This is a genomic window from Kaistella solincola (genome assembly GCF_000812875.1).
GTDB classification, from domain to species: domain Bacteria; phylum Bacteroidota; class Bacteroidia; order Flavobacteriales; family Weeksellaceae; genus Kaistella; species Kaistella solincola.
On record NZ_JSYK01000003.1, the window covers coordinates 209,491 to 226,114 of the forward strand.

At 40.0% G+C, this 16,624-nt stretch carries 9 protein-coding genes and 1 tRNA gene; 6 read left to right on the forward strand and 4 right to left on the reverse strand.

Features of this window, described 5'->3' with window-relative positions; all coding sequences use genetic code 11:
• Positions 1 to 7: 7 nt before the first annotated feature.
• Complete coding sequence (locus OA84_RS05010) at positions 8 to 1,180, reverse strand: thioredoxin family protein (RefSeq protein ID WP_039343349.1); 1,173 nt, start codon at positions 1,178 to 1,180, stop codon at positions 8 to 10.
• A gap of 257 nt (positions 1,181 to 1,437) precedes the next feature.
• Positions 1,438 to 3,111, reverse strand: coding sequence for a glutamine--tRNA ligase/YqeY domain fusion protein (locus OA84_RS05015; protein WP_039343352.1), 1,674 nt, complete (start codon positions 3,109 to 3,111; stop codon positions 1,438 to 1,440).
• Between the two features lie 342 nt (positions 3,112 to 3,453).
• Between OA84_RS05015 and OA84_RS05020 the strand changes: the two genes are divergently transcribed.
• Positions 3,454 to 7,695 (forward strand): T9SS type B sorting domain-containing protein, encoded by a 4,242-nt coding sequence (locus OA84_RS05020; RefSeq protein WP_084060855.1) that lies wholly within the window; start codon positions 3,454 to 3,456, stop codon positions 7,693 to 7,695.
• A 63-nt stretch (positions 7,696 to 7,758) separates the two neighbouring features.
• A complete protein-coding gene (locus OA84_RS05025; protein ID WP_039343358.1) occupies positions 7,759 to 8,730 on the forward strand; it encodes a YpdA family putative bacillithiol disulfide reductase in 972 nt (323 codons plus the stop codon).
• Between the two features lie 3 nt (positions 8,731 to 8,733).
• On the opposite strand, the gene OA84_RS05030 is transcribed toward OA84_RS05025, so the two are convergent.
• Entirely contained in the window at positions 8,734 to 9,738 is a 1,005-nt protein-coding gene (locus OA84_RS05030; protein WP_039343360.1) for an o-succinylbenzoate synthase, read from the reverse strand.
• A gap of 48 nt (positions 9,739 to 9,786) precedes the next feature.
• Entirely contained in the window at positions 9,787 to 10,803 is a 1,017-nt protein-coding gene (gene fbp / locus OA84_RS05035; RefSeq protein WP_039345709.1) for a class 1 fructose-bisphosphatase, read from the reverse strand.
• A gap of 230 nt (positions 10,804 to 11,033) precedes the next feature.
• On the opposite strand from fbp, the gene OA84_RS05040 reads away from it, so the two are divergent.
• From OA84_RS05040 to OA84_RS05055, 4 genes are all read left to right on the forward strand, one after another.
• Positions 11,034 to 12,272, forward strand: a complete 1,239-nt coding sequence (locus OA84_RS05040; RefSeq protein ID WP_039343363.1) for an aspartate kinase — start codon at positions 11,034 to 11,036, stop codon at positions 12,270 to 12,272.
• Between the two features lie 6 nt (positions 12,273 to 12,278).
• Positions 12,279 to 14,117 (forward strand): lysophospholipid acyltransferase family protein, encoded by a 1,839-nt coding sequence (locus tag OA84_RS05045; protein WP_039343367.1) that lies wholly within the window; start codon positions 12,279 to 12,281, stop codon positions 14,115 to 14,117.
• An 85-nt stretch (positions 14,118 to 14,202) separates the two neighbouring features.
• Positions 14,203 to 14,275 (forward strand) — tRNA-Phe (locus OA84_RS05050).
• A gap of 301 nt (positions 14,276 to 14,576) precedes the next feature.
• Complete coding sequence (locus OA84_RS05055; RefSeq protein WP_039343369.1) at positions 14,577 to 16,610, forward strand: heavy metal translocating P-type ATPase; 2,034 nt, start codon at positions 14,577 to 14,579, stop codon at positions 16,608 to 16,610.
• Positions 16,611 to 16,624: the final 14 nt, after the last annotated feature.

The following is a 16,624-nucleotide window of genomic DNA, read 5'->3' on the forward strand; positions in this document are numbered from 1 at the left end:
AGCAGGATTATTTTAAGCTTTGTAAAAGTTCGGTTGCCATGCTCGCGTCTTTTCCCTGGCTTTCAGAAAGGTTTTTTGAAAGCTCGGCGTAAGTTTTTGCTTCAGTTATTTTGCCGTTTTTTGCGTAAATTCTTGCGAGAATATAAGTGTTTTCCGGTGTTTCACCTTTCATCACCGATTTTTCCGCCCATTCCTGAGCTTTTTTCAGTGATTCTTTATTTTCCACGTGCTGTGCGAAATTCCACGCTGGTTGTAGCAATTCCTGCGGATCGAAATCTTCAGAATTTTTATAATAAGTGAGAGCCGCTTTTTCGTATTCGGGGAAATTTCCGACATTTTCATAATAAATGACTTTCATTCTGGCCAAAGCAGTTTCCGCATCTTTTTGTCCGATGAGCGGCACGGCGTTTTTGTAAAAATAAGCATCGTCGATGAGACCTGTTTTTTGGTTTAATGAATTTTCCATGACTTTTGAAATCTTAATATTCGCATCGAACTGCTTATAAATTTCTTCCGATAGAATTTTGGAAATTTGGTCTTTTTTAGCCCTAAAAATCTGGTAATTCGGATCTGCTGGAGATTTTAAAAAGTACAGAAGCAAACCAACTTCGTCGCGCGTAAATTCCTCAGATTTTTTATTTGCAAAATATCTTTCAGAACCTTTTTTCGCGAGTTCATAATCGCTTTCCGCGTAGCGTTTCATAAAATTCAACAAAAAATCCGGGTCTTTTTCACCTTTTATAAAAAGCTCTTTCATCGAAGAATCGGTGAGTTTCGGATTGTTGGCTTCTTTGCCGATGGTTAAAAAATCTTCTTCGCCCATATAACCGAAGTTTTGCATCACCAAATCGCCGTCGCCATTTAGAAAGAGAAAAGAAGGGTAGGAGCGCACGGAATATTTTGCGGCGATGTCGCGACCTTCACCTTTTTCCATATCAATACGCGCATTGATGAAATTCGCATCGTAATAAGCTTTCACCGCCGGAAGTGTGAAAATGTTTTTTTCCATTAATTTACACGGCCCGCACCACGAAGCGTACGCATCTAAAAAAACCAGTTTTTTTTCTTTTTTAGCTTTGGCTAAAATTTCTTTAAAAGAACCGCTTTCAAAAGAGATTGACTGCTGCGAAAACGTAAACAAAAAGGACAGTAAAAAGAGCGTCGAAAATATTTTTTTCATAACCTAAAATTCGGTGCAAAGATAATTAAAATAAAAAGGTGGTTTTTCCGGTAAAAATTAAAACCGAAAAATTCGGTGCTCTTTGACCTGATTTTTTGCTTTTTGTTAAAAGAAGAAAAAATGCCGTTTTTACCCCAAAAAAAACCTTTCGGCAAAGTAGAAATTGACCGGAATTTTGGTGTTGAGCTAAATCGCAAACAAATGCCGTTTTACCTCAGAAAAAATCCTTTTCCGGAGAGCAGAAAAGGATTTTAAATTTATTCCGGTTTGTAGCCGTCTTTTAAAGTTACCGTGCGATTGAAAACCGGCTTTTCCGGCGTGGAATCGCGGTCTTTAGTGAAATATCCAATTCTCTGGAACTGATACGGATGACCGATTTCAGCATCTGCTAAGCTTGGTTCCGCGAAACCTTGCACGAATTTTAAGCTGTCCGGATTAATAAACTCCATAAAGTCGGTTTCTTTTTCCGCATCGGGTTGTGGTGTGGTAAACAAACGGTCATAAATTCTGACTTCAATTGGCAACGCGTGCGCCGCAGAAACCCAGTGAAGTGTACCTTTTACTTTTCTTAAGCTTTCTTCGGTACCGGAGCCGGATTTACTTTTCGGATCGTAGGTCGCGTATATTGTCTGGATTTCACCATTTTCATCCTTATCAACGCTTTCAGCTTTAATGATATAAGCTGATTTCAGGCGCACTTCGCCACCCAATTTCAGACGGAAGAATTTTTTATTGCCTTCTTCTTTAAAATCTTCTCTTTCGATAAAAATTTCCCGTGAAAACGGGACTTTTCTGCTTCCTGCATTTTCATCTTCCGGATTATTTTCGGTTTCTAACCATTCTTCTTCATTTTCCGGATAGTTGGTAATCACCAATTTCACAGGATCTACAACTGCCATGACGCGCGTTGCAACTTTATTTAAATCTTCGCGCACGAAGAATTCCAAAAGCTGAATGTCTATCAGATTTTCGCGTTTTGCAACGCCAACTCTTTCAATAAAATTTTTAATGGAAGTGGGCGTAAAACCTAATCTGCGCATTCCGGAAATGGTCGGCATTCGCGGATCATCCCAGCCGGTAACAGCTTTTTCTGCCACCAAACGCTGTAATTTTCTTTTTGAAGTAATCATGTATGAAACATTCATCCGCGCGAATTCGCGTTGCTTATTTCGCGTGGTATTTTCTTCGTAAACCTGGTCAAGGTACCAGTTGTATAAAGGACGGTGATTTTCAAATTCCAAAGAGCACAATGAATGCGAAATTTGCTCAATATAATCGGATTCGCCATGCGCCCAGTCGTACATTGGATAAATTTTCCATTTGTCGCCGGTGCGGTGATGTGGTCGCTTCAAAATTCGGTACATCACCGGATCACGCATATTCATGTTGGGTGAGGTCATGTCTATTTTGGCGCGGAGAGACATGGCGCCTTCCTCAAATTCGCCTTTTTTCATTTTTTCGAAAAGTTCCAGGCTTTCTTGAACAGGACGGTTTCGGAATGGAGATTCAACTCCGTTTTCAAACGGATTTTTCCGCTGTTCAGTAATCACTTCCGAAGGTTGTTCATCCACATACGCTTTTCCGTCTATAATCATTTGAACAGCCCAATCGTATAGCTGGTCGAAATAATCCGAAGCATACAATTCCTGATCATATTTAAAACCCAGCCATTCTATATCTGCTTTAATGGAATCCACAAATTCCTGTTCTTCTTTTTCAGGGTTGGTATCATCAAAACGAAGATTAACCGGCGCGCCGTATTTTTCGCCCAGACCAAAATTAATGCAGATCGCTTTGGTGTGACCTACATGTAAATATCCATTGGGTTCCGGCGGAAAGCGGAAACGGAGTTTATCTTGAGGCAAGCCGGCGGCGAGGTCATCTTCTATAATTTGTTCAATGAAATTGAGGGATTTTTTTTCGTCGTCCATAGGATTGTTCATGACGCAAATTTAGTTAAAAGAGCGGAATAGAAAAAAGGTTTGAGGTCTGCCAAATACATGCAGGTAGCAATCATTGATAATTTTTTATTTTTACCGAAAATGCATGCATATATCAGATATGGTTATTTTTCCATAGAAAAATGTTATTTTCCTAATGGATGCGAATTAAGCATTTTGTTTTTTTTCTTGAAAAAAAATGCATTAAAAAAGCAATTAAAAAAATAAAAAACGTAATTTGCCCCCGAAAAAAAATAAAGGTAGGAGTAAAATCCTGCGGTAAAAAAACACAGATGAAGAGGAGGTTAACGAACAGAAAAATTACTGTACAAGATGGCGAAGAAAGTATTTTTTTTATATACCATATTGCTTTTCACCTTTCAGGTTTCGGCACAACAAACTAATACCGCACCCAAGATTACCGATTCCCGCGGAAATCAAGAGGCGAAAATCGATTGTAATTATCCGCTGACGGGCAATTGCCTTGAGCTTCAGGTGAAAGATGTTCCGGTGTTATCCGAGACCACTTCCTATAATGTTTCCTCGATTCCATATTCACCGCCCGCCCCGTATAATTCCGGCACAAAACTGAATGCTGGTCAGGTGGCTGATGATAGGTTTACCGATCAAATTTCTTTACCTTTTGGTTTCTGTTATTTCGGAAACAGTTATAATCAGGTGGTGGTTGGTAACAATGGGGTAGTAAGTTTCGATGCAGTACCAGTTGGCAGCCAAAATTATCCGAATGTTGTTAATAGTAACCCAAGTAAAACGTTACCTCAGAATAGTATTTTTGGCATTTATCAGGATCTTATCTTTTCTAAAAATGAAGATTCCGAAATTTATTACCAAACTATAGGCTCAGCACCAGCCAGAAAATTTATCGTAAGTTTTTATCGCGGAACAATTTGGGGCTGCGAAGGTTACACTTCAACTACTCAAATTGTACTTTCTGAAGGAACAAATACAGTTGAAATTTTTGTAGAAAATAAACCTGCACCTTGTAACGGGGCGAAATTTAAAAATTCGCTGTTGGGAATCATTAATTCCGATGGTTCTCTTGGTTATTCTCCGCCGAATAGAAATACGGGTATATGGAGTGCACAAAAGGAAGCATGGAAATTTACTCCTGCTGGATCACCGGTGGTGCCGACACTTTCCTGGTACAATTCCGCCAATGAAAAAATTGGAAATGGCGAAAAAATATCGGTTTGCCCGGTTAAAAATGAGATTTATACCGTAAAAATTGAATATCCCGTTTGCGGCACCATTGCCAATATATTACAGGATGAATTTCCTGTAACTTTTGCCGCAAATTTTCCGGTTTTAAAAGATTACACCAACGTTTTTTGCGGCGCAGCTTCTCAGGTTGTGAACTTAGATGATTATGCTAAAAATCTTACCACACAAGATCCAACTAAATTTAAATTTAGTTTTCATCCGACACTGCTGGATGCACAAAATGGCACTAATCCTTTGGCGAAAACCTACACGGTGGGCAATTCTCCCGTATATGTGCGCGCTGAAAATAAAGATGACGCAAGTTGTTTTCAGACTGCTGTTTTAAGTCTATCACTTATAGCCACCAGTATTCTTACCGATACTGTTTCGTTATGTGATATTAATAATGACGGAGTGGAAAGCAATGTGGATCTTAGCATTTTAGATCAGCAGCTTTTCACTTTGCCAATTGACGGCACACTGCGCTATTTTCTCTCCAGATCCGACGCGGAAAATAATACCAACCAAGTCACCAAAACTACTTTAAACAATAGCACGCAACTCTTTGTAAAGTACGAAAGTTCAACTTGCTCAAATATTTTCGGGCCTATAAGGGTAAATTTTTTACAATCACCGCCAATTCCGGCTCCGGTGAGTTATCCGCCAATTACTATTTGTGATGAGCTCAGTGATGGTGCGGAACCTTTCGATTTTCTTTCAAATTTAGGGCCATTAATAAGAGCCGGTGGAGCCAATGCCAGTGCAACCTTAACTTTTTATGAAAACCAAAATGATGCTTACGCCGGTTTGCCATCTAATTTGAAAACCATTCATGAAGGTCAATATCCAATTTACGTGCGGGTACAAAATCCAGGCGACATTTGTTTCAGTATTGCAGTGGTGAATTTGGATGTAACTTTTAACAAAGTCTTAGCGGAAAATGCTGCGATTGATGTGTGTTTTAATGGAACTTCAATGGTTGTTCCTGTAGATTTAGATGTAGAAAGTAAAAAGATGCTGGCGCCAGATCAGCCAGGTATCACCACTGCATATTTTGTGAAGTTCGCTGATGCTGTAAACAATATCAATGCAATTCCCGCTTTGCAAAATGTAACCATTAACGGAAGTTTTGAAACTAAAATTTTTTACGTTCGTTTCACGGACCAGACCGGTTGTTATGCTTTGAAAACATTAGAACTGAATCTTATTAAAATAGTGGTGAAACCCGAAGCGGTGGTGTGTGATGTTGGACTTGACGGCCAGGAAACCGTGATTTTGACCAATTTAGAGCCACAAATTATCGGGTCACAAAAGGTCAATGAAGTCACATACTATATTAATGAAACAGATGCACAAAATAAAACTAACCCGCAAACATCACTGCTCGTAAGCAGTGGTGGTGAAAAAATATGGGTAAGGGTGGAGTCTGCGTGTGCTACCCAAATTCAGGCAATAAATATTACTTTGGGTGAAACGCCCGTAGTTGTTTCCAGCGTAGCGCCGACAATTGCTGATATTTGCGACAATAATAATGACGGAAAAGAACCCTTTGATATCACCCAATTTGAACGTTCAATCTTTACCGGTACGACAACGGTAAAATTTCAGTATTATACGGCTTATAACTCCGCAACGAACACCCTTTCAGGATATATTGCCGATCCAAAAGCTTTTCCTGTAAAAGGCAGTACAATAGTGTACGCCAAGGTCATAAATGCCGGCGAATGTTTTTCAGTAAGCACCTTAAATTTGAACATTAAGTTCAAACCGGTAATTGTTTTAAATCAAAAAATTGCTCCACTACAAAAATGCGACTTTCAAAACGATGCAAATGAAACCTTCGAGCTAAAAGATGCCATACCACAGTTATTTGAAGCGGCAAAAAATACATATTCCCTCAATGATCTTACTGTAAGATACTATAAAACCAAAGCTAATGCAGAAGCCGGGATAAATCCAATTCCGTCCACCTATAATACCAGTGCGAATGGAACAATAACGCTATGGGCAAGATTCACCTCCAACTCACAATCTTGCTATTCGGTCGCACCGATTAATTTGTTGATTGCTTATCCTCCAAAGGCACAAAGCATTGAAATTACAGGTTTATGTGATAATAATCTAGATGGTTTATTTGAAGCGGATTTAACACAGTACACAAGTCAAATTATTTTGGGTAACAGCGTGAATTTGCAGCAATACACTTTCAAATTTTTTAAAACTGAAAACGAGGCTAATAATTTAGCGAGTGCGCCCATTGCAAATCCCGCTTCTTACTCTTTTCCTTCCACACTTACCCGACTTTGGGTTCGTGTAGAAAATGCGCCGGGTTGTTTTGACGTGGTACCAGTAGAGCTAAAATACGGTAAGAAAGTTCCGTTGAAGTCCGGGCAATCGGCCATTAATGTTTGTGACGCTAATAACGACAACAATGAAGTTGTCGATTTAACTCAGCTGCAAAATGCTATTTACGGACAGACAGCAACTTTCGAATATTTCGAAAGCTTGGCAGATTTATATGCTGGAAACAAAATTTCCACACCAGCAGCTTATTCATTAAGTGGTAATGCTAAAAAAATCTTCGTAAAGGTGCACGCTTCAGGTTATTGTGCAGAGAAAACAGAAATTACAGTTAATCTGAAAAAAACGCCCATGTTTACGATTCCAGATCAATATTTCTGCCTTCAGGAACCTGCGAATATCCAACCTAATTTTTCTGGTTTAAATATAACAAAATTTGAGTGGGTCGATGCTTCCGGAAAAGTTGTTTCAACTTCCGATAAATTATTAGATGTGAAAACAGGCGGGCGCTACAAAATCAATGTAACTTCTGCGAACGGCTGTACGTTCTCAACTGAATTCAATGTAAAACCCTTCGAAGTGCCAATTATAAACAGTGTTGTTCTGAATGGTAAAATTTTCACCGTCAATGCGTCTGGCGATAAACCGATTTTATATTCTTCCGATGGTGTAAAATTCCAAACCAGCAACCTTTTCAATGCCGATAATTTACCGTTTGGCGTAAACACTTTTTATGTCAAATTTGCAAATTCTGCGTGTCTTGGCGAGCCGAAAAATGGTTTGAAACTTCAAAATGCGTTCACGCCAAATTCAGACGGGATCAACGATACCTGGCTGATCGACCAGCTTGATTTGTTCAATGGTGAAAAATTAAACCTGAAAATTTACAACAGGTACCAGGAAAAAATATACGAGCAGGAAAGTGCTACCCGCCTTGAATGGGATGGTAAAACCTTATCACGCGTCGTAGCCACCGATTCCTATTGGTATGTGCTTACGTTGCCGGACGGCAAGGTTTACACCGGCTGGGTTTTGCTGAAAAACAGAGATTAACCGATTAATTTAAAAAAAATTGCCCATTTAGCACCCAAAATTTCGGTTCATTATCTTTGCAATATGAAAGTATATGATATTGTAATTATAGGTGGCGGACCGATCGGTTTGAATTGCGCGCTCGAAGCCGAAAAAGCCGGCCTTTCTTATTTGATTATTGAAAAAGGAACCATCGTAAATTCACTCTACAATTATCCGCTGTACATGACGTTTTTTTCTACCGCGGATAAACTGGAAATTGCAGATATTCCATTCATTTCCACCGCGCCCAAACCCGGCAGGAGAGAAGCACTGGAATATTATCAGGGAATTGCACGCCAGCGAAAAATCAATATCAATCTCTACGAGGAAGTTTTAGAAATCAGCAAAACCGAAAAATTTGCCGTTAAAACGACCAAAAATTCCTATTTAGCTAAAAACGTACTTATCGCTACCGGCTTTTACGACATTCCCAATTTAATGGAGGTAAAAGGCGAAAATTTGCCCAAAGTGCGCCATTATTACTCTGAACCTTATCCCTACGCAAACCAGAAAGTGGCGGTTATCGGTTCCAGCAATTCCGCTGTTGATGCCGCGCTGGAAACCTATAGAAAAGGTGCTCAGGTTACCATGATTATCCGGCATGCAGAAATTTCAAAAAGCGTTAAATACTGGGTGAAACCAGACATAATTAACCGCATTACCGAAGGAAGCATCAAAGCATTTTTTAACGCTGAAGTGCTGGAAATTACGCCGCAAACCATCATTTTTAAAGACGAAAACCAGCAAGTTCATGAGATTGAAAATGATTTTGTTTTGGCAATGACCGGCTATTTACCAAATTTTGAATTTCTGAAAGATTCCGGAATTGAGCTTCAGGACGAATGCCTGAAACCGCTTTACGACGAAACCACGATGGAATCCAATGTTTCTGGTTTATATCTTGCCGGGGTGGTTTGCGGCGGAAAAGACACGCATCTTTGGTTTATCGAAAATTCGCGCATTCATGCTGAAATAATTGTGAAAAATATCGTGGCTAAAAATTCTCAGGAGTAAAATTTAGCGCATCATCAGCTCATCGCCATGAAGAACCAAACGCGTCTCCAAGTTATTTGTAAACAGTCCACCGGTTCCCAAACCTTGCGGAATTTTCGGTTTTTTGGTGAAAGTGTACTGCGCAATCGCGTTTAAACCGATGTTACTTTCCAGCGCCGAAGTTATCCACCAGCCGATTTTTAAGTTTTCAGCAAAAGAAATCCATTCATCGGTTCCGGAAAATCCGCCAACGAGCGAAGGTTTTAAAATAATGTATTGTGGTTTTATTTGGGTTAAAAGTTCCTTTTTTTTCTCGAAATCCAGAATTCCAATCAGTTCTTCGTCCAGCGCAATCGGTGTCTGCGTGTTTCGGCAAAGTTCTGCCATATGTTCAATTTGCCCTGCTTTTATCGGTTGTTCGATGGAATGCACATCCAAATCATGAAGTTCGCGAAGCACAGTTTTGGCTTCATCGAACGTAAAACCTCCATTCGCATCAACACGCAATTCCAAATCATCAATTGAAAATTTTTGCCGCAATTCTTTTAAAATTTTCTTTTCTTCATTCCAGTCAGTTCCAATTTTCAGCTTAAGGCAAGTAAAACCATCTTCAAGTTTTTCTTCGATTTGCTTTTTCATGAAATCGGTGTCGCCCATCCAAATCAAACCGTTGATTTTTATGGAATCATAACCTTCGGAAAAATCGCTCGGAAAATAAAGGTCTTCACCGTTTTTTAAATTCAGCATCGCCTGTTCATAACCAAACCAAATTGATGGAAAATGTAAAAGTTCTTTGCGAAGGATTTTTTTATTTTCATTAATGTTTTCGCACAGCCATTGCAGCATTTCCTCATATTCCGGAATATCTTCGTAGCTCAAACCGCGGAAAAGTGCACATTCACCGATTCCGGTTTTGCCATCTTCAGAAATTTCGAAAAAAAAGGTCTCTTTAGCCGTTAAAATTCCGCGCGAAGTTCCGCTCGCCTGTTTAAGATCTAACGTATGAGGTTTGTAGGTCGCTGTTTTCATAAAAAAAGTCAGAGCACGCTCTGACCGGGTTTTAGTTAATTTTGATATTTAATTCTCCGCAGCTGCAGCCATAAATTCTTCTGCTTTTTCTACCATTTCGCGATTGCCACAGAAAAAAGGTACACGCTGATGCAGTTCGGTAGGCTCGATTTCCATAATTCTTTCGAAACCGTTGGTGCATTTTCCGCCTGCCTGTTCCGCCAGAAAAGCCATCGGATTGCATTCGTACAACAGACGCAGTTTTCCGTTTGGCGATTGTGATGTTGATGGATAAATATAAATTCCGCCTTTAATCATGTTCCGGTGAAAATCCGAAACCAGGCTTCCGATATATCTCGAAGTGTACGGCCGGTCATCTTCCTCACGCTGGCAATATTTGATATAATTTTTTACGCCTTGCGGGAATTTGATATAATTTCCTTCATTAATGGAGTAAATCTTTCCGGTCTTCGGAAATTCCATGTTTGCATGAGAAAGGTAGTAAGTTCCCAAGCTTGGGTCTAAAGTAAAGCCGTTTACGCCGTTTCCGGTGGTATAAACAATCATTGTGGACGAACCGTAAACCACATAACCTGCGGCCGCCTGGTTCACCCCTTTCTGTAAAAAATCCTCGATTCCGACCGGCGAACCAGGTTCAGTAACGCGGCGGTAAATTGAAAAAATAGTTCCTACAGAAACATTCACATCAATGTTCGATGAGCCATCCAGTGGATCGATTAAAACCACATATTTGCTTAAATGCGCGTTGGAACCGCATTTCACTTCAATATAATCGTCGTTCTCCTCCGATGCAATTCCACAAACGACTTCCCGCTGAGATAGAGCTTCGATGAAAATTTCATTAGCTAATACGTCTAATTTTTGCTGTTCTTCACCCTGAATATTTTCACTGCCAACTTTTCCAATAATATTGGCGATACCGGCTTTGTTCACTTCGCGGTTCACCACTTTCGATGCTAACCGGATCGCACTGAGCAGGCGGGAAAGTTCGCCCGTAGAATACATGAAATCTTCTTGCTTGTCGATGATAAACTCACCAAGGGTTTGGAACGACTGTTCTGACATTTTTTTTACTTTTTGGGTTTTTACAAATCTCGGAAAATTCTTTGGATTTTCGTCTAAAACATTTGCGAAATTACCGGCTAAAAGCACCAAAAATTCTGTTTTAAATTAAATAAAATTGGTGAAAACCGCCGTTTTTTTTATTCGTTCTAAATTGATAATTTTGACAGCTGAAATCTGCGCTTTTCAGCAGGTTAAAAATTATACTAACTATTTGAAATTGAACGTTCTAAATGAAAATATTTAAGTTTGGTGGTGCATCGGTAAAAGATGCTGAAGGAGTAAAAAATGTGGCGGTGGTCTTGGGAACTCAGGGTTTTCAAAAATGTCTGGTTGTCGTTTCGGCAATGGGAAAAACCACCAACGCGCTGGAAAAAGTGGTAGAAGATTATTTCGCGAAACAGGATTACCAAAATAAGCTGGAAGAAATAAAGCAAAACCATCTTCAGATCGCAACAGCTCTTTTTGCCCCAAATCATCAGGTTTTTAACAGAATTAATGAATTTTTCGACGAAGCAACTTCTTTCCTACAGCGAAACAAATCTCCTCATTACAACTTTGTGTACGATCAGGTGGTGAGCTGTGGCGAAATGGTTTCATCGGTTATTTTAAGCGAATATTTGCAGGAAATCGGTTTCCCGAATTTTTGGTGTGATGCGCGCGAATATTTAAAAACCGACAGCAATTACCGCGAAGGAACGATAAATTGGGATGAAACCGAAGAACGGGTTAAAACTTTAAGCACCGAAGAATGTTACGTAACTCAAGGTTTTATCGGTTCAGATGAAAACAGTTTTACAGTAACTCTCGGCCGCGAAGGCTCGGATTATTCGGCGGCAATTTTCGCTTATTGTTTGAATGCAGAAGCTTTAACGATTTGGAAAGACGTTCCGGGTGTGATGACCGGCGATCCGCGAAAATTTCAAAATGTTTCGTTGCTTGAAAATATTTCCTACGAAGAAGCCATTGAAATGGCATATTACGGCGCATCGGTAATTCACCCGAAAACTTTGCAGCCGCTGAAACAGAAAAATATTCCGTTTTATGTGAAATCTTTTTTAGAGCCCACAAAAAAAGGTACAAAAGTCGGCGCAAATCTGGAAAAAAACAATCAGGAATCCTTTATTTTAAAGGAAAATCAGCATTTACTGCGCGTCGCGACCCGTGATTTTTCATTTATTGCTGAAGAACATTTAAGTCTGATTTTTTCGTTGCTTGCGAAGCATAAAATTAAGATTTCCCTCATGCAGAATTCGGCAATTTCTCTGGATCTTTGCCTTGAAGATACGTACCACATGATCGATCTTTTGGTGAATGATCTTACCGAAGGTTTTCAAACTGAACTTGTGCGCAACGTTTCATTATACACCATTCGAAATGCTAAAATAGAAGAAGCGCCGAAACTTTACCCGAACAAAAATATCTTGTTGGAGCAGATTTCGCAGAAAATTTTGCAGGTCGTCATTAATTAACCGTTTATGAGTCTTATTTCGAAAACAGATTTAATCAAAGCTTCCGGCCTCAGCAAGCTCGGAATTTTGAGCAGTCCCATAGCTTCTGCCGTAATGCGTGTAGCCAAGATCGACGAAGTTAACCGCATGTACGACTTTTTGAAAGACAAAAAAGGAAAAGATTTTTTCGATTCCTTCGTACGCTATCGGGAACTGAAATATATTGTTTTTGAAGAAGATCTGGCGCGAATTCCGAAAACCGGACCGTTTATTTTGGTATCAAACCATCCGCTCGGTGCTATTGACGGTATTTTAATGACCAAGATTTTAAGCGAAATACGACCGGATTTTAAAATTATGGGTAATTTCCTTCTGGAAAAAATCGAACCTATGAAACCGTACGTCATTCCGGTAAACCCGTTTGAAAACCGGAAAGTGCTTCGGAACAGTTCTACTGGCATGCGCGAAACGCTGAAACATCTGGAAAGTGGCGGCTGCGTGGGAATTTTTCCGGCTGGTGAAGTTTCCAATAAGAATAATAAATTCAATGAGATCCGCGATAAAAAGTGGGAATTACCTGTTTTAAAATTAATTAAAATTGCGAAAGTTCCCGTTGTACCCATGTATTTTCATGCCAAAAACAGTCAGCTTTTCTACCGATTGGGGAAACTTCATCCGGATTTGCAGACACTTTTGCTTCCGGCTGAAATGATGAACAAGCGCGAAAAACCCATCCGCATCCGTTTTGGAAAGCCGGTGTCGGTAAAATTTTTAATGGATCACGATTCTGTGGAAGAAATGGGCGAATTTCTGCAGAAGAAAATCTACATGCTGAAATCCTATTACGAAAAACGGAAATCACTTGCCGAACGTTTAAATATTCCCAATTTAAAACTCAATTTTCCTATTCACAAAGAAGGGAATATAGTCCAGAATATAATTGATGAAACGCCTGCGGAAAATATTCTTCTGGAAATAAAAGCCCTTCAAAAGGCAGAAAAAATGCTTTTCCGAAATGGAAATTATGAAATATTTTTTGCGCAGTATGCCGAAATACCGTCAATTATGCGGGAAATAGGGCGCCAGCGTGAACTTACTTTTAGAAAAATAGGCGAGGGCAGCAATTTGCCTTTCGATTTGGATGAATATGATGAACATTATCACCATCTTTTCCTTTGGGACAGCGCGGCAGAAAAGTTAGTCGGTGCTTACCGAATGGCTTTGGGCGCTGAAGTGATGAAAAAATTTGGACTAGACGGTTTTTACACCAGTTCGCTTTTCGAATTTGATCCGGAATTACAGCCATTTTTCCGCAAAGTCATCGAAATGGGAAGAGCCTATATTTCCGCAGAATATCAGCAGAAACCTTTGCCGCTTTTTCTTTTGTGGCGCGGTATTGTACATGTTTGTTTGCGAAATCCGGATCATAAATTTTTAATGGGCGGCGTGAGTATTTCCGATAAATTTTCGGAGTTTTCAAAATCATTGATGATTGAATTTATGCGCTCTAATTATTACGATTCCGCGGTGGCGCAATATATTCACCCGAAACATGAATTTAAGGTTCACTTAAAAGAACGCGATAAGCACTTGTTTTTCGATGAAGTAGAATCAGATTTGAATAAGCTCGACCGGATTATTGACGATTTGGAACCGGAAATGCGTTTGCCGGTGCTTATTAAAAAATATATTAAGCAAAATGCAAAAGTTATTTCGTTTAATGTTGACCCGAGCTTTAACGACGCTATTGACGGCCTGATGTACATCCGCATCAGCGAATTACCGGAAAGCACAATTAAGCCGGTTTTGGAAGAAATGAGTGAACATATCCGCCGCGAGGAAAATAAAGTTCCTGATAATCAATAAACTTGGTGTTTCCGAGAAAAATATGCAAAAATCATTTGTGTAGTATGTATAAAGATGCTATTTTTGCACCACTCAATTAACGGAAGGTCTCTTAGCTCAGTTGGTAGAGCAATGGATTGAAAATCCATGTGTCCCTGGTTCGATTCCTGGAGAGACCACTTTCAATGATAAGCGTTCAGTTTTTAACTGAACGCTTTTTTTTGAATTAAATTTGTCTAACGGTAGCTTTTCGATTTCGAAAAATTTGCCGTTTTAACCCCATATTTTTCGGTGCAATCCATATTTCAAAATTCGCCGCTATTTGCCACTTTTTTTACTTTCATTAAATTTACAGGAATAGCGATAATTTGACTTCTGAATTTATTTGCCGCTATTCTGGCAAAAAATTGCGATTTGCTTAAATAGGATTTTTACGCGGCAAGCAAATTGAAGCTTCGCATTCCAACCAAATTATTTTCAATGGAACACCAACATACCTACGATTCCAAAGGCCGACAAATCTGCTGTACCGAAGAAGAAAAAATCTACAAAAAAGCCGGTGCAGAGGAGCTTTTGGATAGAAAAGCAATTCCCACACACACCGACCACGACGGGCATGATCATGATGGACACGACCACAGCACAACAGAAGAAAGTAGCTGGCAAATGTTTTTACCAAGTATCATTTCGCTGGTTTTGCTCTTGGCTGCGCTGTATTTTGAACATTTTCTAAAACCCGATTGGTTTACCGGCTGGGTGAGGATTGTCTGGTATGTTGTCGCCTATTTGCCGGTCGGGTTGCCGGTGCTGAAAGAAGCTTGGCGCAGTATTTTGCAGGGCGGATTTTTTTCGGAGTTTTTCCTGATGAGTTTGGCGACACTCGGTGCTTTTGCGATCGGCGAATATCCTGAAGGTGTCGCCGTGATGCTCTTTTATTCCGTTGGTGAAGTTTTTCAAACTTTAGCAGTTTCCCGCGCGCAGGCAAACATTAAAACGTTACTTGATCAGCGTCCCGACGAAGTGACCGTGCTACGAAATAATAAACCGGAAACAATTAAAGCTGAAAGAGTGGAAATTGATGAAATTATTCAGCTGAAACCTGGTGAAAAAATAGGTTTAGATGGTGAACTGCTTTCCGATAAAGCTGCTTTTAATACCGCAGCTTTAACCGGTGAAAGTAAACCTGACACCAAGCTGAAAGGCGAAACCGTGCTTGCGGGAATGATTAACCTCAATACTGTGGTGGAGGTGAAAGTTACCACCGCCTACACCGACAGCAAACTCAGCAAAATTCTGGAAATGGTGCAAAATGCCACCAGCAAAAAAGCTCCAACGGAACTTTTTATCCGCAAGTTTGCCAAAATTTACACGCCCATTGTGGTTTTTTTAGCCATCGGAATTACCTTATTTCCTTACTTTTTCGTCGAAAATTATATTTTTGCAGACTGGCTTTACCGCGCGCTGATTTTTCTGGTAATTTCCTGCCCCTGCGCTTTGGTCATCAGCATTCCGCTCGGATATTTTGGTGGAATTGGTGCCGCCAGTAAAAACGGAATTTTATTTAAAGGCAGTAATTTTTTAGATGTTCTTGCCAATATTCAAAATGTGGTAATGGATAAAACCGGAACAATGACCGAAGGTGTTTTTAAAGTTCAGGAAGTACATTTCCATCCGGCTTTTAACCAGACCGAAATTTTAGAAATGGTCAATGCGGTGGAAAGCAAAAGCACGCATCCGGTCGCGACGGCGATTCACGAATACGTTGGTGAAGTCAACACCGATTTAAATGTCGAAAACATTGAAGAAATTCCCGGTCATGGCTTAAAAGCTAAAATAAATGGTAAAGAATTGCTTGTCGGAAATTTTAAACTGCTCGATAAATTCGACATAAAATACGACAGCTATATTACCGAAATCGCTTATACTTTAATTGCTGTTGCTTACGGTGGAAAATACGTTGGCTATTTAACGGTTGCGGACAGTATTAAAGAAGATGCGCAGCTAACCATTGACAAACTGAAATCTTTAGGTGTAAAAACTACCATGTTAAGCGGTGATAAAAATTCCGTCGTGCAGTTTGTGGCGAAAAAGCTCGGAATTGAAAATGCTTTCGGCGATTTACTTCCCGAAGATAAAGTGCAAAAAATAGAGGAAATAAAGGCAAAAAAACAAAGCGTAGCTTTTGTTGGCGACGGTGTGAATGACGCGCCGGTCGTTGCTTTAAGTGATGTCGGTTTGGCGATGGGCGGTCTAGGTAGCGATGCTACCGTAGAAACTGCTGATGTCGTTATTCAGGATGACCGGCCAAGCAAAATTCCAATGGCTATCAACATCGGAAAACAAACCCGCAAAATTGTCTGGCAGAATATTTTCCTCGCCTTTGCGGTTAAAGCAGTGGTGCTGATATTGGGAGCCGGCGGCCTGGCAACGATGTGGGAAGCAGTTTTCGCGGATGTCGGCGTGGCTTTGTTGGCAATCTTAAATGCAGTTCGCATTCAACGAATGAAATTTTAGCAGCTGTTTAGCCC